This is a genomic window from Streptomyces sp. NPDC047453, assembly GCF_040643155.1.
Classification (GTDB): domain Bacteria; phylum Actinomycetota; class Actinomycetes; order Streptomycetales; family Streptomycetaceae; genus Streptomyces.
Window position 1 is genome coordinate 112,384 of the sequence record NZ_JBEYTS010000002.1, and the last position, 20,993, is coordinate 133,376.

General features: G+C 68.0%; 14 protein-coding genes. 5 read left to right on the top strand and 9 right to left on the bottom strand.

The window, feature by feature from the left end:
- Positions 1 to 120: 120 nt before the first annotated feature.
- Together ABZ818_RS02990 and ABZ818_RS02995 are read right to left on the bottom strand one after the other, a co-directional pair.
- Positions 121 to 729, bottom strand: a complete 609-nt coding sequence (locus ABZ818_RS02990) for a hypothetical protein (protein ID WP_361409845.1) — start codon at positions 727 to 729, stop codon at positions 121 to 123.
- A 59-nt stretch (positions 730 to 788) separates the two neighbouring features.
- On the bottom strand, positions 789 to 2,024 hold the full coding sequence (locus tag ABZ818_RS02995) for an AAA family ATPase (RefSeq protein ID WP_361409848.1): 1,236 nt from the start codon (positions 2,022 to 2,024) through the stop codon (positions 789 to 791).
- A gap of 428 nt (positions 2,025 to 2,452) precedes the next feature.
- Here ABZ818_RS02995 and ABZ818_RS03000 point away from each other — a divergent pair, with 428 nt between their 5' ends.
- Complete coding sequence (locus ABZ818_RS03000) at positions 2,453 to 2,743, top strand: hypothetical protein (RefSeq protein WP_361409851.1); 291 nt, start codon at positions 2,453 to 2,455, stop codon at positions 2,741 to 2,743.
- A complete protein-coding gene (locus ABZ818_RS03005) occupies positions 2,664 to 5,960 on the top strand; it encodes an AAA domain-containing protein (protein WP_361409854.1) in 3,297 nt (1,098 codons plus the stop codon). The genes ABZ818_RS03000 and ABZ818_RS03005 overlap by 80 nt, the downstream gene beginning before the upstream one ends.
- Positions 5,961 to 6,006: 46 nt before the next feature.
- Here ABZ818_RS03005 and ABZ818_RS03010 read toward each other — a convergent pair whose 3' ends face one another.
- Positions 6,007 to 6,378, bottom strand: a complete 372-nt coding sequence (locus ABZ818_RS03010; protein WP_361409857.1) for a hypothetical protein — start codon at positions 6,376 to 6,378, stop codon at positions 6,007 to 6,009.
- Positions 6,379 to 6,861: 483 nt separating this feature from the next.
- Positions 6,862 to 7,773 (bottom strand): DUF2690 domain-containing protein, encoded by a 912-nt coding sequence (locus tag ABZ818_RS03015; protein ID WP_361409860.1) that lies wholly within the window; start codon positions 7,771 to 7,773, stop codon positions 6,862 to 6,864.
- A 239-nt stretch (positions 7,774 to 8,012) separates the two neighbouring features.
- On the opposite strand from ABZ818_RS03015, the gene ABZ818_RS03020 reads away from it, so the two are divergent.
- Positions 8,013 to 8,663 (top strand): L,D-transpeptidase, encoded by a 651-nt coding sequence (locus ABZ818_RS03020; protein ID WP_361409863.1) that lies wholly within the window; start codon positions 8,013 to 8,015, stop codon positions 8,661 to 8,663.
- Positions 8,664 to 8,915: 252 nt separating this feature from the next.
- Here the strand turns inward: ABZ818_RS03020 and ABZ818_RS03025 are convergent, their stop codons facing one another.
- From ABZ818_RS03025 to ABZ818_RS03035, 3 genes are all read right to left on the bottom strand, one after another.
- Entirely contained in the window at positions 8,916 to 9,440 is a 525-nt protein-coding gene (locus ABZ818_RS03025) for an ATP-binding protein (RefSeq protein ID WP_361409866.1), read from the bottom strand.
- Positions 9,441 to 9,630: 190 nt separating this feature from the next.
- The gene (locus tag ABZ818_RS03030) at positions 9,631 to 10,752 is read right to left on the bottom strand and encodes a hypothetical protein (protein WP_361409869.1); all 1,122 of its coding nucleotides are present in this window, start codon (positions 10,750 to 10,752) and stop codon (positions 9,631 to 9,633) included.
- 137 nt (positions 10,753 to 10,889) lie between these two features.
- On the bottom strand, positions 10,890 to 11,063 hold the full coding sequence (locus ABZ818_RS03035) for a hypothetical protein (protein ID WP_361409872.1): 174 nt from the start codon (positions 11,061 to 11,063) through the stop codon (positions 10,890 to 10,892).
- A 679-nt stretch (positions 11,064 to 11,742) separates the two neighbouring features.
- On the opposite strand from ABZ818_RS03035, the gene ABZ818_RS03040 reads away from it, so the two are divergent.
- Both ABZ818_RS03040 and ABZ818_RS03045 read left to right on the top strand, forming a co-directional pair.
- Positions 11,743 to 12,558 carry a helix-turn-helix transcriptional regulator gene (locus ABZ818_RS03040; protein ID WP_361409875.1) on the top strand — a complete coding sequence of 272 codons (816 nt, stop codon included), beginning with the start codon at positions 11,743 to 11,745 and terminating at the stop codon, positions 12,556 to 12,558.
- Positions 12,555 to 12,761 (top strand): DUF397 domain-containing protein, encoded by a 207-nt coding sequence (locus tag ABZ818_RS03045; protein WP_361409878.1) that lies wholly within the window; start codon positions 12,555 to 12,557, stop codon positions 12,759 to 12,761. The genes ABZ818_RS03040 and ABZ818_RS03045 overlap by 4 nt, the downstream gene beginning before the upstream one ends.
- 117 nt (positions 12,762 to 12,878) lie before the next feature.
- On the opposite strand, the gene ABZ818_RS03050 is transcribed toward ABZ818_RS03045, so the two are convergent.
- Together ABZ818_RS03050 and ABZ818_RS03055 are read right to left on the bottom strand one after the other, a co-directional pair.
- Positions 12,879 to 17,969, bottom strand: coding sequence for a class I SAM-dependent DNA methyltransferase (locus tag ABZ818_RS03050; protein WP_361409881.1), 5,091 nt, complete (start codon positions 17,967 to 17,969; stop codon positions 12,879 to 12,881).
- 24 nt (positions 17,970 to 17,993) lie between these two features.
- Positions 17,994 to 20,885, bottom strand: a complete 2,892-nt coding sequence (locus tag ABZ818_RS03055) for a DEAD/DEAH box helicase (protein WP_361409884.1) — start codon at positions 20,883 to 20,885, stop codon at positions 17,994 to 17,996.
- Positions 20,886 to 20,993 lie beyond the last annotated feature (108 nt).

Sequence of the window (20,993 nt, forward strand, 5' to 3'; positions counted from 1 at the left end):
GTCGAAACCCGCACCTCGGTAAACAGTCCCAACAGGGCAAATGCGGCAGATGGTTGCGGTGATGGCCGTACATACGCGGCCAGTTTCCGACCGCCCCTGCGGCGGCACGTGGTCCGGTGGTCAGGTCCAGTCCGCGAGGTCCCCGACGAAGTCGGCGTACGAGCGGTTGGTGCCGCGCGGGGAAGGGATCAGGCGGTGCTTGAGCGCCTCGCGGGCGACTGCGGGGCCGTCGCTCTCCCGGAAGGCCGGCAGGCCGAGCCCTCGCTTGAGCTCCTCCTTGGCGTCCTTGATGCGGCCGGTGTCCCTGTCGAGCAGCTGAGCGGGGACCTTCCAGCGTGGACGGACATGCGGGAAGGCTTCCGGGAAGAGCAGCAGCCAGCCCTCGCTCTCCCACGCGGCGAGCGCCACGGCCGTCCGGAACTCCTGGCACTGGCGCGCGAACTCGTCGGTCAGCGTCTTGCGAATCCGGTCGTACTGGCCGTCGGTGTAGCCGTCCAGGTCCTCGTGGGCGACGAACCCGAGCAGCTCGGCGCGCTGTTGGCGCGCCTTGGCCCGTGCCTTGCCGGCCAGTGCCTTGACGGCGGAGGTGAGGTCCGGACCGGACTTCCTGCGCAGCCGCACGGGGTCGTTGATGCGGACCAGCTTGGCCGCCGCGTCGAGGTCGGGCCGGTGAGCGCGTATGAGGGCGGCCAGGATCTCGCAGTCGTTTTGATCCTCACCGGCCAGCACGATGACGCCCCGATCCTGAGCCCGGGACGCCCGCCCGCTGCTCTGCCGCCCCTTCGGGGTCACAGCTCACCGCCGGTGAGGTCGCCGCCCAGCACCCCGGAGAACCACAACTCCCCGAGCGGCTGTTCACCGGACACCTCGACGATGTCCTTCACCTCGTCGACCGTGAGAGCCGGGATGATCGACGCGCCGTTCTCGTCGCGGTCGCACACGACGAACTCCTCCGGATACAGCCGGTTCACGAGGGCGGGCGAGTGGGTGGCCACGATGAACTGCGTCCGCTCGGCAGCTTCGCGCAGCCGCTGCACGACGAGTTCCAGGGCCTGCGGATGCAGACCATGGTCGATCTCCTCGATGCAGGTGAACGCCGGGGGGTTGGGGTCGTAGAGCAGCGCGAGCAGTCCGAGCAGCCGGACCGTCCCGTAGGAGGCATCGGCGAGAGGGGTCAGGCGGCGCAGGCCACGCTCGCGCAGCACGACGGTCAGTTGGTCGGTCGCCCCGCCGACCTCCTCGAACTCGATGTTCTCCAACTGCGGAAGGACCGTACGGGCGTCGGCGACCAGGTCGTTCCAGGTCTCCTCGCGACCACTGAGGTGGATCAGGAATCCGGCCAGGTTCTCGGCGTGGGGCGAGAGGGTGGCGAAGTCCGCACCGCGCAGGCGTGTCGGCTGCCTGGCCGCCGCCACGTCGACGTCGAACACCCGGAACGACGACAGCCGGTCGGCGACCCGCGTCACCTCGTCGCCGCCGTCGGCGGGGCCGAGCCGGGGAAGCGTGGACAGTCCGCTGCTCAACCTCCTGATGCCGAAGCTGCCGCTGTCCTTGGTCTGCCCGGCTCGCTCGTCGACCACGCGCGCTTCCTCACCGGAGATGGTGATGCGCCGGCCGCGCCCCTGCTTGCGTTTGAACGCGAAGCTCTCCTCGCGGGAGAGGGCGTAGGTCAACCTCTTGCCGTCCCGGTTCGACGGCAGCGAGCGGCGTCGGATCGTGAGGTTGTACTCGTCCGGTTGGTTGCGGGTGGAGTTGCTGGTCCAGGTCGCCTTGAGCTGGATGCGCATGGACGTCGGTGGTTTGTTCCCGCCCCAGAAGGCCACTTCGTCGAATCCGCCGCGCGAGTCGAGTGCCGGTTGGAGGTCGGTGCGGATGATGTCGGCGAGGAAGTCGAACACCTCCAGCACGTTGGACTTACCCGCTCCGTTAGGGCCCACTAAGACGGTGAGCGGACCTAGCGGCACGGTCACGTCACGAAGACTGCGGAAGTTCTCGACGTGTAGTTCGAGCAGACGGCCAGGCATGGGACGAAACCTATCGGGTCGGTGATCGGGGCGCGGGGGAGTGGGCCGGATGCGCTGCCCGCGCCACTGTGTTCCCCGTCCTGTTCGAACGCGGCCCGGGACGGCGGGCGAGGGCACGTTCCGGTGCGAGGGCGAGCCGACATGCGAAACAGGCTAGGCCTGGCCACTGACATTGCGTCCCCGGGCGCCGGTTCACCGGATCAGGGTGTCCTGGCCTGCGTAGATTTGATGGCTGAAGGTGGATCTGGTGCAGGAGTAGGGACGCCCTTCTGGCCAGCTGCGCGGGTGTGGCCGCGCATGTGGCAGACCCACCCGGCGGGCTGCCAGGGGCCCGCCGTGTTCCGGGCAATATCCAGCCGAGCTGGTACCGGGGGCCCGCCGGTGCGACGGTAGCCAGACTGCGCTCTCTACCGATATCGAGGCCCATCATGTCCGGTCTGCCGTTCTTCGTCCCCTGTCTGGTGCTGGTCTCCGCGCTCTGGGCGATGTTGCCGTTCCTTTGCCCCCGGCAGCGGCGGACGGGCATCGTCATCGCTGTCTCGCAGCTCATCGGGACGCTGGCGATCACACAGCCCTGGACCGAGAACTGGTACTGGGACGTCGGGTGGTGGCTGATCCTCGTCTTCGGGCAGGGTGCCCTTGTCGCGCTGGGGCGCTTGGCCTTCGAACTCAGCCCGCTCGGCGCCCGCCGCCACCGCACGGCGCCCCGGTCCCCGTGAACCAGCGCATCAGGGATACGTGACCAAAAGCAGACAGCCCCTCGCCGGGCGGCACATAGAGTCCGCTGGCTGGTCGATGCGTCGATCCCAGGACGCGTTCAGCGAGGATTCGGGGGAAACGCGAATGACACAGGGCAGGAAGCCCTACCCGGTGACCGAACTGCTGGCGGCCGTACGGTCGGAGATCCTGGCGGAGCGCCGCAGCGACGGAAACGATGCGCAGAAGGTGTCGCTCACCGGCGGCCGCCTCGTGTCCTCCGAGACCGAACGTTTCGAGTACCTCTTCGTCTGTAAGAAGTGGCGCGAGTCGCTGGACGGTGTTCCGGTGCTCGTCCGGGCATCACACTCCCGCGGTCCCTGGACACCGGCGGAAGCGTCACGGATGCCCGACGGGAGCGTGCGACTCACCGCCACCGAGAATCTCGGGCAGTCGGTGCGCAATGCCCAGATTCGGCAGGATGATTCGGCGGGACTGGTTGTCCTTGCCGAGCGCCTCGAATCGGCAGGAGCGGCGGACAGCTCGATACGCATGGAAAGCGCCGGATGGATCGTCGGCCAGGGTGCCCCGCTGACCAAGCGCGAGCCCACCCCTGACCGCTGGATTGCGAACTGGCAGTCGCTGAGGATGAATTCCCGCCAAAAACTGGCCATCGAGCAGGCATTGGCGAGCCAGATCCTCTTCCTGTGGGGGCCGCCGGGAACGGGAAAGACGGATGTCGTCGGACATATCGTCGAGGGAAACTACCGCCAAGGACTCAACGTCCTTTTCCTTGCGCCTACCAAGGTGGCGGTGGACCAGGCGTTGGAGCGCATCTGCGACCTCCTCGCGACCCAGGACGGCTTCGCTGAGGGCTTGGTGCAGCGCGCGGGCGACATCGAGGTCGCCTCCTTGCGTGAGCGGTACGGCGCATGCGTGGACACCGCGCAGATCACGGCCCGCGTCTCCGCTCAGTTGGATGAGGCCCTCACTCAGGCGACGCAGTCCCTGAAGGACACACGAGCCCTTATCCTCCTCCATGACGACGTACGGTCCCTTGAGGAACGGCTCGCGACAGCCCGGACGACCCGTGCCGAGGCCACGGCATCGAGTGCGTCCGCCGAGCAGGCGGCGCTACGAGCGGAGGCGCAGGCCGCACAGCTGCGCGTGAAGATCAACCAGCAGGGCACACCCGGTGGCCTCTTCGTCAAGCGCAAGGAGGCTCAGCTGGCCGCCCTGCAGGCGGAGCTCATCCAGGCCGACGCGGCCGTCCGAGGCGCTCGTCAACTGCGCGGGGACGCCAGGCGCCGAGCGAGCCAGGCCGGTCAGGAGATCGACGAGCTGAACGGGCGCCTCACCGCCGCTCGGCCACGGCTCGCCGGAGTCCCCGCACGATCCGCTCTCGTGAAGCAGGCGGAGGCCGCCCAGAAGGCGCTCGACGAGCTCGATCGTCAGCGTAAGAAGATCCAGGACACCGTGCGTGCCAAGTGCCGAGTCATGGGGGCCACCGTCGCGAAGGCGGTCCAGGCGCGGAAACTGCTGGACCGCGTCGATGTCGTCGTGATCGACGAGGCCGGCATGGTGGATCTGCCGTCCGCCTGGCTGGTCGCGGGCCTGGCCAGGAAGCGGGTCGTCGTCGCCGGGGACTTCCGTCAACTTCCCGCCGTCACCAAGGGTGAGGGTGACCGGAAGGCAACGGAGGAGGAGCGCGAGCACTCCCGGCAGTGGGCGTCCCGGGACGCCTTCCATGCTGCGGGCCTGGTCACCGCGTCTGGGGCGGTGCGACAGGATCCCAGGCTGGTGTCCCTGGACACTCAGTACCGCATGCGCGAGCCGATCTGTGAAGTGGTGAACGTCGTCGCCTACCCGGACGCCCCACTGGCGACGGGCCGGGACGACCGCAGCCGCATCCCCTTCAACGCGCTGGTCGATTCACCGGTCATCCTCGTCGATACCTCCAAACAGCGAATAGCGGGCCCCGACAACAAGGCCAACACGGTGAACGAGGCCGTCGTCCATGAACTCGTACGCGGGCTCCAGTACGAGGACGTCCTCCCGGGCCGCAAATGGGTGGGCACGGAAGTCCCGCACGGTGAGCGTGCGACGGACCGGCTCGCCGTCATCGCCCCGTACCGCGCGCAGGTCAAGGCATTGCAGGGCAGCCTGAAGTACCGCTTCGGGGAAGAGTACGAAGGCCTCGTCGACACGATCCACCGGTTCCAGGGAAGCCAGCGCCCGATCGTCATCTTCGACACTGCCGTCGGTGCGGGCAAAGACCCCGGCTTCTTCTACAAGGGATCCGGGCTCTCCTCCCACACCTGCCGACTCCTGAACGTCGCCCTCAGCCGCGCCCAGGACCACTTGATCGTCGTCGCCGATCTCGCGCACCTGCGCCGGCACCTGGCACCGCATAGCGAGGCTCGAGTGATGCTCGATCACCTGGAGAGCCATGCCCAGGTGATGTCGGCCGACCAACTCGTACCCATCCGGGATGCCGCCCAGCTCTCTGCCCTCACCGAGGAGGAACTGCAGCGGCCGGCCTTTTTCCCGGCGGACGAGGTCTACAAGGCCGTGGAGTGGGATATCGAGCAGGCGACGAGCAGCATTGAGATCTACTGTCCCTTCCTCGACCCGAACCCGGTCCGCAAATGGTCCGCGTTGCTGGGACGGCGGGTCGACGACGGAGTCCGAGTGGTGGTCTACACCCGGGCCGCGGAGGAGCAACGTGACGACGCCGCTGCTGATCGCCACCAGCTGCGGATCGATGAACTCCGGGCGGTCGGCTGCGAGGTGGACTTCCGGGAACGCATGCACGAAAAGGTTCTCATCCTTGACAGCACCGTTCTCTGGCACGGTTCGCTCAACCTGCTTGCGAACACCGGCCCCACCGACCTGATGATGCGGTTCACGGATCCCACGTCCTGCGAGCGGGTCAGCCGTGTCATAGAACCCGCCCGCAAGGACAAGGCGGCGTGGAACCCGCGAGCGGCAGGGAGGCGCACCGACGTGCCCGGCGGCACCTCCGACCGTTCCGGCCGCACGGCTGACACCGCCGCACAATCGTCGGGCGACACCAGCCCGGGTGACGTGGTCAACGGACGCCTGTACCTTGACGTCTCCTACGCGGAGAGGGACGAGGCGAAGAAGCAGCTCGGCGCCAGGTGGGACAAGCCGAACAAACTCTGGTACGTCGACGCTGCCCGTGTCAGTCGTGAGCAGGCGCGCCGTTGGCTGCCGTGACGTGGCCCATGTGCTCCGCCGGTGGATCGTCCGGCGGAGCATCAGGTCATGCCTGGCGGTTCCGCTGACGCTGCCAGGCGCTCAGTGCGTCGGCGGACGCCGTGCTGTGCACTCCGCCGGGACCGACGTACAGCACCTTCGGGTTGTTGTTGTGCGGCCCGTAGCCCACAGAACCCCGAAGCAGGATGAAGGATCCCGGCCGAGGCACCCACCCCTCGAACCAGGTGTCCTGCCGCATGCCGGTCTCAGTCCAGATCACGTACGCCTTGGAGCCGTTCCTCGCCTGCTGGTACACCTTGTCCACCTGGACGATGTGGAAGCCGGGTCCCAGCTGCCGAGCGGAGGCCTGGAGACGCTCCCACTGCTGAGCTGCGGCGGCTTCCCGGCGGGTCTTTTTACGTCGGAGGATGCCTAACATGGCCGCAGCCTAGCTTGCTATGAACATGCCATCCTAGCCGCATTCCACAAGTCCAGGCACGACGTCAGCGAGGACACCCGCGCGACAGAGATCCGCCACCTCCTGGTGCCGCTTCTGCGGAGACACCCCGTCGGCATCCCGGTGCACGATCACCAGGTCGTAGCCATCACCCAGACCCCGCACCGCACGGAGCTCGTCCGCCACGCGGTGACAGTCGGTCAACCCGAACAGACATCCCAGGAGGTCGAGCGCGACGCCGACGGCCTGCCGAGGTACGTCATCTCGGTCCTGGCTGCCGGGGAGGACTACTGCAAGGGAGGAGACCGCGACCGGACTCCGCGTCGGGGGTCGTGGCGGCCGTGACGACGGGCCGTCGTCCGGCACGGGTCTCGGACGCCTCCAAGCGCAACCGCTCGCCATCCGCTTCGGAAGGCAGGTGCACAGGGAAGTCCCAGCCGGGCACCCGCCCGTACCGTACGGCGATCACGGCTGGGCAGTGCTGGAGGCGGCCTTGGTGGCGCAGATGGTGCCACGGCCTTCGACAATGGCGCAGGCCCGGACGCCGGCGAGGTCGTCCACGTGGGCCATGGGGGTGTGGGCGGTCTTCCCTGTCTGCTGCCTGTACTCCTGCGAGGTCTCTTCGTCGTGCTGGAAAGTGAGCATGACCCGGTCCCCGGGCGAGGTGCCATGCATCCTGGCCCAGGCGGCATGGCACCGGGGGCTGTGGCGCAGTTCGACGAGCACTCCGTAACCGCGGCCGGTGTACGCGGTGGCCGCGTCCTGCTCGCACACCGTGGTGGTCGGCTCCACAGACGTGCAGGAGGCGCCGCTGCACGTGGCCCGTGGCGCGGGCCGGGCCGACGCCGCCGTCGCCGAAGGGAGCCCTGTTCCTCCCGCTTGCGAGGAGCCGGCGAAGTGCCGGACCAGGAACACCACCACCAGCACGACGGCCACGGCCACTCCCGAGACTGCGAGGATCGCCGGCGCCTTCCTCTTCGTACCGGCTTCCGCCGAAGGCACCGCGACCGCCGTCGGTGAGCTCGCCGATACCGGGGCCGGCCTCGACGAGTCCGGCCTGGGAGCGCGGCCACGTTCCGTCTCCGCGCGACGATGCAGGTCCAGGACCTGCTCGAGTTCGACGTCGCTGTCGTCGGGCGCCGTGTCAGCGGGCCGGGCGCGGATCCGCCAGAGCGCCTGGATCACCTCGACGGTGGGGAGGGTGGCCCCCGCCTCCCATCGTGAGACCGTCGGCTGCCTGGCTCCCAGCTTCTTGGCGACCGCGTTCTGGCTCCGGTTGCTCTCCTCGCGCCAGCGTTTGAGTGTGCGCCCCAGCTCGACTCCCGGGGGCGTCGGCTCCTGGCCGCCGTCGGTGTCGTTCCGAGGCTCGGTGCCCACCGGCGCGCTCCCTCTGTCGAATTTCGAAATACCAGGTCAGACCCCATACATGCGGTCCGCGTATATGCAGGTATGGCCGGTAACGCGCACAGGGTAGATCCGGCCCGGGACATGGTCCAAGGTTGTCGTCAGCCGGTGAGAACGCCCCGGCTCATCCCTTCCCGAGAAGTCCCTGGCCGCGCCATGTCCTGGCGCGTCACGGACATGCCCGGAGACATGACACGAAAGGACTAACCGTCATGAACGCGAAGTACCGCACGAGTCTGCGGGTTGCCGCCGCCACAGCCGCCTCCGCCGGGATCCTCTCCGCGCTCGGCCTGGCCGCACCCGCCGGCACCGCCGCCGCCCACGACACCCGAACCACTTCACCGGCGCGCCCGGCCCAGCCGTTGGCCACCGCTCCCCAGAACGCCCTGGCCACCGGGCGCACCAGCACCACGCCCGCCACGCGCGGGTACGTGCTGAAGTTCACCAAGAACTGGTCTCGAACGGACCACTCGACGCTCGCCCTGTACCGCGACGGCCGACTGGTGAAGCGCTACCGTGCCGGGTCCGGCATGGGCAGCACGAACGAGTGTGCCAAGGAGCGCGGTTGGCTGCCCAGCGGCACCTACAAGGTCCTCGGGCACCAGACCAACCGCAACGGCAAGATCAAGGGGTACGCGATCCACCTCGCGGACAAGGCCTGCCGCCCCGAGGGCGACGGGAAGCCTGTCACCCGCGGAGATCTGTTCATCCACAGCAACATGACCAAGAACGGCGCCAGCCGCTGGCACGGCAACTACAAGTCCTACGGGTGCATCAAGCTCGCTCCCGCCGACATCAAGAACCTGTTCGCCCATCTGAACAAGGCCCACTGGCCCAAGAACCTGACGCTCCAGGTCAGCTGACACCTTCACGGCGACGGGGGGTAGGGTCTGCCGGGCAGCGCCGCCGGGCAGACCCCGTTAACCCGCGCAAGGCCGCACGTCTCGCCCCGGCCGCAGTCGGCGAAGCACCTGAGTGCGGCCCCGACGGCCGGGGACAGAACGGCGCCGCCGCCCCGTTGGCTGGGGCAAGCGGCGCCGTTCTGCGGAGCCCCTGTCAGAAGCCAGGTACGAAGGCTGCCGGCAGACATCCGACGTGCCCACGGCCAAACTTTGTCAGGGACTCGCCGGAGGGTCTACACGGGGACGGGGTCGGGCCTGCCGAAGGGCGCTGGGCCGGCCGCCGGACGTGGTGCCGACCACGGCCCACACGGTCTTGCCGGGGCCGGGGCGGCGGTCGGTGACGCCCCAGTCGTCGGCCAGGGCGGTGACGAGGAGGAGGCCGCGGCCGCACTGGGTGTCGGGTTGTGCCGGTGGGGCGACGACGGGCCGGCGTTCCGTGCGGGTGTCGGACACCTCCAGACGAAGCCGCCCGCCGTCCGCCTCGGAGGTCAGGCGGACGTGGAAGTCCCGGCCGGGGACCCGTCCGTGGCGTACGGCGTTGGCGCACAACTCTGCGGTGATGAGGGTCAGTGTCTCGTTGACGTCGCTGTCGTAGGGGTGGCCCCAGGAGTCCAGGCAGTGTGAGACGAAGAGCCGGGCCAGGCGGGCGCCTCGCGGGGTGGAGGTGAAGGACATGGCGAACTCGGTGGGCATCGTGGGACCGGAGGACCGGTGCCGCTGGGAGGAAGGGCTGTGCATGCGGTCAGCGTGGCGGCCGGGTCGGGCGTGTCACCAGGAGCGACGCTTGTACGGGCGTGTGCTGTACATGAGGCGGTGGGCCGCTGCGGGGAAAGAGCCAACTGGCCGGAGGACCAAGCCGCGAGACGGTCGGCAGGCCACCGCTCACGCGTCAGCTCTTCCCCCTTGCGGGAGGCGGCGGATGGCGGGGTCAGACTCGCCGGCAGCGGTCTTGGAGTTCGGAGATGACGGCTTTCTCACGCGCGTTGACGTCACCGTCCACGGTGGCCACCTGGTCGGCCACGTCGAGGAGGTCGCTCAGATCCCCCGGCTCGGCGTCTATGCGCCGCCATATCTCGGCGGGATCGATATCGACAAGGTGAGCGAGCTGTTCGTCGACCACCTGATGCCGCTCCCGGACCACCCTCACCAGGTGCCGCATCAACAGCGCCTCATCGTCGGTGATCTTGCGGTTCGCCCTGATGACGAGCCACGCGACCCACAGCATCAACTCCGGGTGCTGACTCCGCTTGCTCAGATTCTCGGCGAGTTCGATCACCCGCGCCTCGTTCCGGAAGACGGCCAGCGCGTGCCGCCCGGCGAGCAGCGTCGTATAGCGGTTCAACATCACCGCAAGGGGAACTCCGACCAGAGGGATACCGATCTTGATGACGTTCTTCTGCAGGAGGTGCTTCCCGACGACCGGGAGCGCCTTCGCAGCGGTGAGTACCTCTCCGGAGTAGAAGCGCTTGATCACCGGCCGCACGAAGGCCGGGACCGCCTTGGCCACGCCTTCCCGGACCGCTTCCCCACTCTTGATCGTGAAGGCCACTCGGATGAGCTTCCACAGGTCCTCGGGGTCGTTCAGATCGAGGGGGACCCGGTAGAGGACTGAGACGTCGTAGGCCAGGCGGAGTTGGAGCCGGGTGATGAACGCGACGTCGACCATCATGGTCGTGACGGCGGCCGGGACGGTCGCCGGCGAGGCACCCCCGGCGCTCCCGATGGTGGCGGCGACGGTCGCCGTGTAGGCCCCGGCAGAGAGCCCACCTTCGAGCGCGGCGTACCGAGCCGCCATCTTGATCCGCTGATCGACGATGGCATCCGCGGGTACTCCCGGGTACCGCTCCTGGAAGTACTGCCAGTCGACCTTCTCGGTGTAGGAGTTCATGGCATGAGCGCTGAGTTTGGTGAACCAGTTGCCCGACTTGATGTCGTCCGCGCTCAGCCCTTTGACAAACTTCTTCAGCTCGTCCCGCTCCTGCTCGACGACCTTCCGGTCGGCATCGTCGTCCCCGCCGGTTTCGGCAGCGTCCATCGGAGCTTCGGTCATGGCGGATCCCCCCAGGCGGTTAAGCGAATAGCCAGGTTGCGAGGTTCGGACAACCCCGCTGACGTCTCAACACCGTGACTCAGTGAGCGCCATATTGGTCGGCGGACGTCCCGTTAATCCGTAACTCTAGCGTTTTATCATGCTGCTGGTGCCGATGCTTTGACCTCCGCCATGACCGCCTGCACCGCGGCAAACCGCTTCACACACCAAGCAACTTTGAGTTGGTTCGACACCGTGAACGGCAAAGTGTCGGCCGCCTTTACCGCCTCGTCCGCCGCGAGCCTCTCGACGATACGGTCGGGCTCACCCACGTACGTCCGGTCGACGCGTGACCCGACCCCTTGAGCAGCCCGATCCGGTCTTCCTGTTCCTGAGTATCAGCGTCCGCGGCAAGGTCTCTCGGTGGACGGCGAGTTCGTCGCGCTAACTCGCATCTCCTCCGGTTGCTTGGCCAACTCGTCTTCCAGTTCGTTCAGTTCCGTACGTCGCGTCGCGGTGCGTTCCGCGAGCCCGGACCGCGCCGAGGGACCGGATCGTGGGCGGCGACGGGCCGTTGCCACGGAGGAGCCGGCACAGCGGCACCGGCCGCCCCCGTGTGCCGGTCAAGACCGCAGATTTCCGCCGCAACCTGCACGAGCACGGCCGTGCAGTGTCACACCAGCCGCTCCCACCAGCTCGTTCGGAAAGTGGCGAACGCTCAGATTATGTCGATCTCGGGCGGAAGGGTTCGCGGCTCGTATCTCCCCCGCGTCCTTGAACGGCGGCACGGTGTTCCAGGAGTGGTGGTGAACAGCGCGGGTGCATGTGTACAGGCGGATGCTGTACGTGGGAGGGCGGGCGCTCGTACGCGGTATGAGGGAAGCGGGGCCAAGTGGCGCGAAATTCACGGTGCGTGTCTTTAGGGTGAGCTGTGGGTGACGGACCGGTGTGGTGCCTGCGGCGGGACGCGGTGCGGGCGCCTTTGTGCGGGTGGGTGAGGTGGGGTCACCGGTGACGGTTCACGGTGAGGGTGAGGCGGGCATCCTCCGATGCTTCGGGCAGCAGTTGCGGTTGCTGAGGACGAGCCGGGGGCTGACTCGGGGGGAATTGGGTGCGAAGCTCGGTTACGGCGAGGACATGGTCACCTCGGTGGAACTGGGGCGGCGCATCCCGAGACCGGAGTTCATCGAGCGGGCGGATGCGGTGCTGGAGGCCGGGGGTCTGCTGACGGTGATGAAGGAGGAGGTAGCGAGGGCGCGGTACCCGGCGTTCTTCCGGGATGCGGCGAAGTTGGAGGCGGAGGCGGTTGAGCTGCATGTGTATGCCAACCAGGCCGTGCCGGGGTTGTTGCAGATCGAGGAGTATGCGCGGGTTGTCTTCGAGATGTGGCGCCCCTTGCTGGACGAGGAGACTGTGAACCAGCGGGTAGCCGCCCGGCTGGCCCGCCAGGAGCTGTTCACGCGCAGGCCGATGCCGACGATCAGCTTCGTCATCGAGGAGAGCACTTTGTGTCGGCCGCTGGGTGGGCGCGCGCTGATGCGGGCGCAACTGGAGCAGGTCCTCTTGTACGGTCAACTGCGTAACGTTGAGATCCAGGTCATGCCGACCGACCGTCGCCAACATGCCGGGATGGGCGGTCCGTTCACCTTGATGGAGACGAGCAAGGCGCAGAGGATCGCCTATGTGGAGGTGAACGAGCACAGCCACCTCTACAGCGAGCGGCCGGTGGTCCGGGGGTTCGAAGAACGGTACGGCATCTTGCGAGCTCAGGGCCTGACGCCCTCGGAATCACTGGCATTCGTACAGAAGCTGTTGGGAGACCTATGAACACCGAAGACGTGGGCCTTCAGCCCCGCTCGGAACCGTGCTGGTTCACGAGTAGCTACAGCAGCGGCGCGGGCGGCGAATGTGTTGAGGTCGCATTGGAGGCGACCGCTGTGCACGTGCGTGACTCGAAGCGGGCCGCTCAGGATGGGCCCGTACTGAAGGTCAGCACTGCGGCATGGTCGGCGTTGCTTGAGACGATCTGAGCTTGTTGCCGTGTGAACCCGCCCGCCTGATGGCCAGGCGAGTGGAGCTGTACGGCGGGTCGCGACGGTCGGTCCTCCTTGCAGGGAAGCGCCGACCGCCGCTATGAGGAACGACACTCAGACCTCATGGCTCCCGGGCGGAGTCCAGCGGCCGGCGGCGATCTCCTTGTCCAGGCGAGCTTGGAAGTGGGCGTGTGCGGCGCGCATCTCGGCTTCGCGGTCGGCCTTGTAGAAGGGGGCGGTGTAGCCCATGGGCGGTGGGGCGGTCTCCGGCTTCTCCAGGTGGGCCAACAGGTCGAGGTAGTCCTGCTTGGTCTGGCCGTAGCCGTAGGAGTTGTGATTTGCGGCGATCTTGCGACCCTTCACATCGAAGTACGTCTCTGACTCGTAGTCGGAGAGGACTGGGTAGCGAGTTTTGTAGATGGCCACGAGCTGGTCGGCGGTGATACCGAGCCAGACCGACACAAGGGCGTCGATCTCGACGAGGGCGGCTCGGCGTTCGTACTCCGTACGCAAAGGCGAGTCTCCCTCCCAAGTCGGCTTGAGCCGCGCGGCGAGCGGTTCAAGGTTCAGCCAGTCCGGGTTGGCCCAATCCTCGTAGCCGGACCAGGCGGGGTGAAACAATTCTTCCCAGAGAGGCGCGTAGGCGCGGGTAAGGGCATTTAGCCGCAGCGTGCGTAGCAGTAGGGCATGGGCGAGGGGATGGTTTGGCTCAGGAGCGGGCATTTTCCTGGCTTCGCCCGTCGTGAGATTGGCTCGGCCGGTAATACGTAGGAGGTAATCCAGCGGAAGCGAAGCCCAGAATCCAGCGTTCAAGGCTGTGAGGTAGTTGTTGGCCAGAGCCGCTGAGTGCACCCCGTGGGTGTGGGCAGGACCCGGAGGAATGATGGCGGCATGCAGACTTCGGGCGCTGTTGAAGGCAATCATCACACGCCATGCCATACGGAAATACTCGGTGTACGGCTCCCCGCCCCAGCGGTCTTGAGCGGCACGGAAGCTTGCGGCATCAGTGGCGCGAACGTAGTTCGACCGAGGCGCCTCGCCGTCTGCAAGTTGCTCCGGCGAGACGGGCGCCCAGTCATTGTTGCTGCGGCAAGGGATCTTCGGTTGTTTCGAAAAAGGTGTTGCCGTTGCGAAGTGTGGTCCTTGTAGGATTACTTCGGAAAGTTCGTCGACATCTTGGTTGCCCCAGCGGATTAGGCCGTCTTTCGTGGCTGTGATTTCGTGGTAGCCGCTGCTGATTTGCGGGGAGAAGAGGGTAAGGCGATTAGTGAAGGAGCCCAGGGTCTCGATGGCTCCCTGCTCATCGGCGGTTACGGGGGAAAGTAGCACGGCCTGTACATCAGGGACGGTTGGATCCCCGGCAAGTCGATTCCATGAGGACAGGCGGTCTTGATTGACGTTCACAAGCCGGCGAAGATGTGGCCGAATGTCCCACTTGCCGTCATTTTTGAGGCCTGGTAGGGGTCCATGCCCGTCATCGAGAAGTGATTCCGTAAGTGTGGTCGGGCTGAAGAGCCAACTTACGTGTGTGAAGTCGACATGACTTTCAGGGCCGTAAATGTGGAGACTGAATGGAGTTGTGTCTCTGATCTCTGCGAAAATGCGCAGGGAATTCATGAAGTGCGCGTGGACGCGAAGCCGTTGATATGCGACAGCGCGTACTACCCCCTCTCTGGCGCCACTGAAATGGCTGTCTGGGTGGATGAGTCCAGTTATTCCGAGAAGGCTGCCGTGATCCCAGGTTCGGCACATGAAGGCTCGATATAGGTCGGGCTGTGTCCCTGCCAGCAGCGGGTAGGTAGTGATGCTGCCCAGTATGGCCATGGTGCCGCTGTTGGCTGACAGTTCACTCAGGAAGTAGCTCAGGGAATCGGCTGCCTCCTTGAGCGTGTCCTCCTTGCGAAGGCGCCGGTCAGACACGCTTGGCTTCTCCGCCAGCATGAACCACGGCTCCAGTTCGGCCAGAACTCCGTCTTCTTGCCACCGAGGCCGTACCCAAGGAGGATTCCCCACTTGCAGGTCGAACCCGCCCCGCCCACCGAAGACCTGCCCGAACTCCAACTCCCAGTGGAAGAAGCCCTGCCGCTTGGCCACGTCCTTCGCGACCGCCGCCCACGGATACCGCGACGCCAGCGAGAAGAACCGCTCCATGCCCATCCACTCGGGCAATTCGTCCTCGTACCGCTCCAGTTCATCCAGCGTGTCGAAGTGAGCCACCAACGAGTCCGCAGCCACGTCCTGTGTGCCCAGCAGCGACTCGGCGAAGTCCAGCCAGTTGTCCAGCGAGGCCAGCGCGATCACCGGGCGGCGCTCGCCCCGGATCTGTTCCTTGCGGCTACCACTCCGCGCACGCTTCGACTTGACCTCGACGACCTCGACCCCGCCGAACAGGTCCTCCGACTCGTACGTCTCCCGCGCGGGCGCGCCCGACTGGGCTGGGACCGGGGCCGTCGACACGGCCCACCCCGCCGACTGGGACGCAACCTCCGCCGCTCGCGCGTACGACTCGTGTGAACCATCCAGCAGCGCAGCCTCCTGCACGGGCCAGAACCACAGCGCGCACCACGCGTCCATCAGCGTCTTCAGGCGCCAGTACGGGGTGTCGACCGCCTCCAGGTCGGCCTTGACCTTCTCCCTCGGAACCGCGACCTCGGGTGAGCGCAGCCAGCCGTCCTCCGCGCCCCACACATCAACCCGCCGCGAGATCTCCCGCTCGGAGATCTCCAGCCGGCGGACGACCAGCCCCCACAGGTACTCCGCCCGCCTCGCCAGGCCCTGCAACCGCTTGGTCTGCGTGGCGTTGGGGGACTTGGTGATCGCCTTGCGCCAGGCGGCGAGCGCCTTCGCCTCCGCCGGGGCCAGCGCCTTGGCCTCCTTCTCGGCCGCGACCGCGCCCCACTCCTTCGCCGGGAGGAGGAAGTGGTGCACCGCGCCCTCGGGCAGCGGGGTGCCCGCCAGGGCCTCCGACAGCGGGAAGCGTTCCGGCGTCGTGCCAAGCCAGCCGCCCTTCTTCAGGCGCTCGGCGGAGTACACCTCCCTACGGCCGCCGATCAGCGAGTTGCCGCGCCGAAGGTGCAGGCCGAACCACGGGGCCTCCATGCCAGGGTGCATGGTGTTCAGCCACAGCGACACCTCCGCCAGCTCCACCGCCGTGTCGTTGAGGTCCACGCCGTAGGAGTTGTGCAGGGCGATGTACGCCTTGGCCTTCTGGAGTTCGACCGCGTACTTCTCCGTGTCGATGGCGACGCCCAGCTCGTCCTGGCGGCGCCGAAGGTACTCCGCCGCGACCTGGTTGATCGCCTCGTTGAGGAACGCGCCCGAGCCGAGCGCCGGCTCGCAGATCTTCCAGTCGAGCAGCTCGCGCGCCTCGGTGACCGTGTCGTCCTGGTCCAGGCGGTGCTGCAACGCGAGCTGAACGGTCACGCGGGTCAGGGACTCCGGCGTGTAGTACGAGGCCGACGTCTGGCGGTCACGCCCCGACAGGCGGTACACGAACTCGCCCGGCGCGTACCGCACGCGGCGCTCTTCGCCGGTGTCCTCGTCCTTGTCCCGGACGAACACCTCGTCGGAGTACTCGTCGGCCTTCGTCGCCGGGATCAGCCACGAGCCGTCCTTCGGGTCACCGTGCTTCGCGACCTCGTACAGCTCCTCGCCCGCGACGAAGCCCGAGTACGACATCAGGCCCTCGTACACCGCGCCGAGCTGGTTGATGCCCAGCTGAGCGTAGGAAATGAAGCCGCCGCGCTCGCGCTTCTTGCCGCGCGTCAGCATCAGCAGGCGCAGCACCCGGTACAGCGTCTCGTTGCGCAGGCGGGTGTCGATGAAGCGCTCCCCGCCATCTGTACCAGCCTCGGCCTCGGCCTCGGTGTCGACGCGTGGGTCCGGGACGGCGTTCCGCCCGATCAGCCGGATCGCGTCCGGCTCGAACAGCTTCGAGTGCAGCGGCTCGAAGCGCAGCCCCAGGTCCTCCGAGGTCTTCGCGGTCACGGCCTCGGCCGGCTCCGCGTCCACCCCGTGCGTGCGGCGCGGGCGGTAGCCCTCCTGGACCTTGCGGAAGAGGAGGTCCAGCGACTCGTACAGGTAGAAGCCGTTGCGGGACTTCTCGTCGACCAGGTCCCGCTCGGCGATCAGTTCGCCCAGGCGCCCCAGGCCGTAGCCCATCTGGTACTCGGGGTAGTCCGAGGGCAGGATGCCCAGCTCGGGGCGGGCCTCCGCGTACAGCAGGAACAGGACGCGGTACAGGTAGCGCAGCGACTCGCGGGTCAACTGGCGGCCCAACTCGGAGAGTTCCTTGACCTCCTCCGGGCGGACGCCGGCCTCGCGCAGCCGGTCCAGGACCTCGTTGGCGATCAACTCGACGCTCATCCGCAGGCCGTCGCGCAGTTCGCTGGAGACGCCCACCGCGTGCTTCGTCGACTTGTCGACGAGCGTGGCGAGGGGGTTCTCGCCGCCCTCCTCCGGGGTGCGCAGCGAGTCGGCGCCGAACAGGGCGGCGACCGTGTCGAGTTCGCCGCCCGCCTTGGTGTCGTTGCGTTCCAGCGCCGTGTCCAGAGACACCGCCAGGTAGCGGCCCTCGCCCCACGCCGCGCGGTCGGCGAGCACGACGACACCGCCGACCAGCAGCAGGACGTAGCGGGGGGCGTCCTCGCAGGCGAAGAGGAAAGAGGCGAGCTTGGAGCCGGTGGCGATCGTGTGCTGGCCGTCCAGGCGCAGTTCGTGCAGGAGGCGGCCCGCGCCGTCCGGGTCCAGCGCGTCGTCGGGCTCGGCGGACCAGCCGCAGTCCAGGGCGACGAGGTCCTTCTCCGCGTGGGCGACGGTCACCTCGTGGGACTGGTCGGCGCGGACGACGGTGAGCGTGCCCGGCTTGGTGTCGAAGCCGAGGGCACGCAGCACCTCCGCGTTGAGGGCGCGGACGCGGTCGCGCCACTCCGGGGCGTCGTACGTCACGGCGTCGTCGCCGGTGGCCGCCTGCTCCTCGTCCATCGTGAAGTAGGAACGGGCCGCGAAGTACGGGCGGCGCAGGGCACGTAGACCCGTGCGCGGGGTGATGGGCAGCGCGCCCTCGGGACGCTCGGTGCCGGCGGCGTCCTCCTCGCGCTGCTTCCACTGGGCGAGCAGACCGGACTTGAGGTCCTTGGGGAGGACCTCGGCGAGGTAGTGCGCGGAGAAGTAGTCGCCGCGGTTGACCAGGGAGTCGAACGTCATCGTGGTGAACCTCTGGGTGATGGGTCAGACGGCGTGGGTGGTGGCCGGGGCAAGGACGGCGAGTACGCGCAGCATCGGGCGGCCGGTGGTGAGGAGGGAGTCCGCGAGGGAGGCGAGACGCTCGCGAGTGCCGGTGGGGGCGGAGCCGCCGCCCGTTAGCGTCGGCTGCTCCCAGGAGCCCAGGCGGGTCTTGTACTCCTCGATGGGGGCGCGAAGCGGTTCGTCCCACGCCTCGCGGTGCTGCTCCAGGAACGCCTCCGCGCTGTCCAGGACGCCGGGGATCGCCTCGGCGAGGCGGGTCGTGTCGTGGGCGAGGCCCGGGTTCGCCATCGTCGGACCGACCTTCGCGCGGCGCAGTACCGCCACCATGTCGTCGTCGACCTCGCCGTCCGTGGTGACCGCCATCCACTTGACGACGGTCGGCCGGCCGAGCGCGTTGGAGTAGATGCCCTGGACGAGGTAGGTGGGCCGGGACACGTCGGCGGTCAGCACCGGGGCCTCCTGGCGGTCCAGGCGGACGAGAACCTTGTCCGTGAGCCACTCCATGACCGGGTGGAGGTCGGTCAGCAGGGAGATGTCGGGCCAGCTGGAGGTGGCCGAGGCGCGGGCGCGCGTGAGGCTGTGGTCGGCGAGGCGCCGGTTGAAGGTGACCTTCAGGCGGTCGCGCAGACCCTGCTCACGGACGTAGTCCGGGGGGAGCGCCTTGAGGCGGTGGGCCAGGTCGGAGGGCGGGACGAAGGAGAGCAGGCCGGTCTCGGGGTCGGCGGACAGGTCCAGCCGGTCGTGGGCGTCCGGGTAGACCTCGCGCAGCGCCTCGTCCAGGAACTCGCGGGCGGAGGCGAACAGCCGGGGCACGTCAGCCCTGGGCACCGCCGCGGTGCCGTCGCCGCCGCCCACGCCGGAGGGGGCGGTGTCCTCCTCCGGTTCGTCGTTCACGGCGCCGAAGAAGTCGGCGAGGAAGTCGTCCACGGCCTCGTCGGGGCCGGCTCCAGACGCGCGGTCGGTGTCCAGGGACTCGTCCACGGTGCGGCCCCGCAGCAGGTCCTGGATGAGGGACTTCTCCTCGGCCTCCGCCCGGTAGAGGCCGGACACCGCCTCCGCCGTGCCCAGCGACTGGTGGGCCTGCGCCTCGCGCTCCAGCAGGCGCTCCGCGACGAGCGTGTCGTCCTTGGCCCCGTCGACGGAACTGGTGAGGATCAGCGCCTGGAACTGCGGCTGGTGCGCCTGCCCGTAGCGGTCGATGCGGCCGTTGCGCTGCTCGATGCGGATGAGCGACCAGGGCACGTCGTAGTGGACGAGCTGATGGCACTGGCGGTGCAGGTTGACGCCCTCGGAGGCGACGTCGCCGGTGAACAGGATGCGTACGGGCGTGTCCGCGAGGCCGAAGTCCTCCACGCACTGCATCTGTTGCTCGTCGGACAGGCCGCCGTGCATGACCCGGGCCGCCTCCTGGGCGGCCTTCCCCTTGAAACCGAGGGCCTGCGGCATGGTCCGCGCCAGCCACTCCAGGGTCTGCACACGCTCGGAGAAGACCACGACCCGGGTGTCGGACTTCGGGCCGACCCCGATCTCCCGCAGCTGCTCCAGCAGGGCCCCGAACTTGCCCGAGTCCGCCTCCGTCATGCCGGAGGACAGCTCCAGGAGCCGGTGCAGGGCGGCGAGTTCGGCGGCCGTCGACTCCGGGGCGTTCTTCTTCTCCAGCGTTTTGATCCGCGTGGTGACCGTGGCCTTCAGCGCCGCGTGGGAGGAGAGGAAGGACTTCAGCAGCGTGTACGGGAACAGGGGGACGTCGCTGACCGACTTCGAACCGTCGGACGGCAGCCAGACCGCGGCCAGCTCCTCGAAGATCTTCTCCTCGGCGGGGGTGGCCGTCACCCGGACCGAGCGGGAGGGGCCGCGGTCCGCCCACTGGCCCTTCATCTGCTCCCGCACCTCGGGGCTGACCTTGGTGCGGCGGATGAACAGGTGCTTGATGTCCTCGGCGCGGTAGTGCTCCGGGTCGCGGATCGCGGCCGGGTCGAGCAGGGAGATCAGCTCGGCGAAGGAACGGGCGTCACCGTTGTGCGGGGTCGCGGAGGCCAGCAGGAGGGCGTCCGTGTGCGGGGCCAGCGTGCGGGCCAACTGGTTGCGCAGGGAACCCTTGTTGATGAGGTTGTGCGACTCGTCGATGACGACCGCGTCCCAGTTGATCCGCTCCAGGTGGTGCTTGTACTGGTCGGTGTTCTTGAGCGTGTCGATGGAGACGATGACACGCTTGAAGTACGTGAACGGGTTACGGCCCGCGGGGATCTCCCGCTGGATCCGCTCGATGCCCACCGAGTCCAGGCGCACCAGCGGGATCGCGAACCGCGTCCACAGCTCGTGCTGGAACTGCTCCAGGACGTGCTGCGGGGTGACGACGAGGATGCGCTCACCGCGGCCGCGGCGGATCAGCTCGGCCAGGGTGAGGCCGATCTCCAGGGTCTTGCCGAGGCCGACGACGTCCGCGATGAGCATGCGGGGGCGCAGGTTGCGGCCCGACAGGGCGAGCTGGGCGGGACGTTGCTGATAGGGGAGCGAATCCAGGAGGAAGGAGTCCGCGAGCGCCAGGCCCCGTTCGGCCTGCGGCAGCGGCGTCTTGCGCAGGACCGCCTCCAGGAACAGGCGCGAGCGGCGGAAGGTCGGCGAGTCGTCCCGCACCAGGCGGGTCCGCCTCGGGTCGAGCAGTTCGATCCGGTCAAGCCCGGTGAAGAACACCGCCTCCTGGTCGCGTACGAAGTCCGATGCGCCGACGGCCTCGATCCGGGCGCCGTCGTGCTCGGTCCGCGTCGCGTTGCGCACCAGCCACACCTCGTCCCGTACGAGGATCTGGGCGCCTGGCGGGAACAGGGCGTCCTCGACGCTCGTCGCGGGAGCGGTGCTCAAGTCGGCGGTCACGCGGGTGCCTCCTGGGCGTTCGTGTTCATGGAGTGGATGTGTCCCGTGGCGGTGGCCGATGGGGTCACGGTCGAACCGGTGGGACGTGTGGTCGGAGGGAGTGATCGT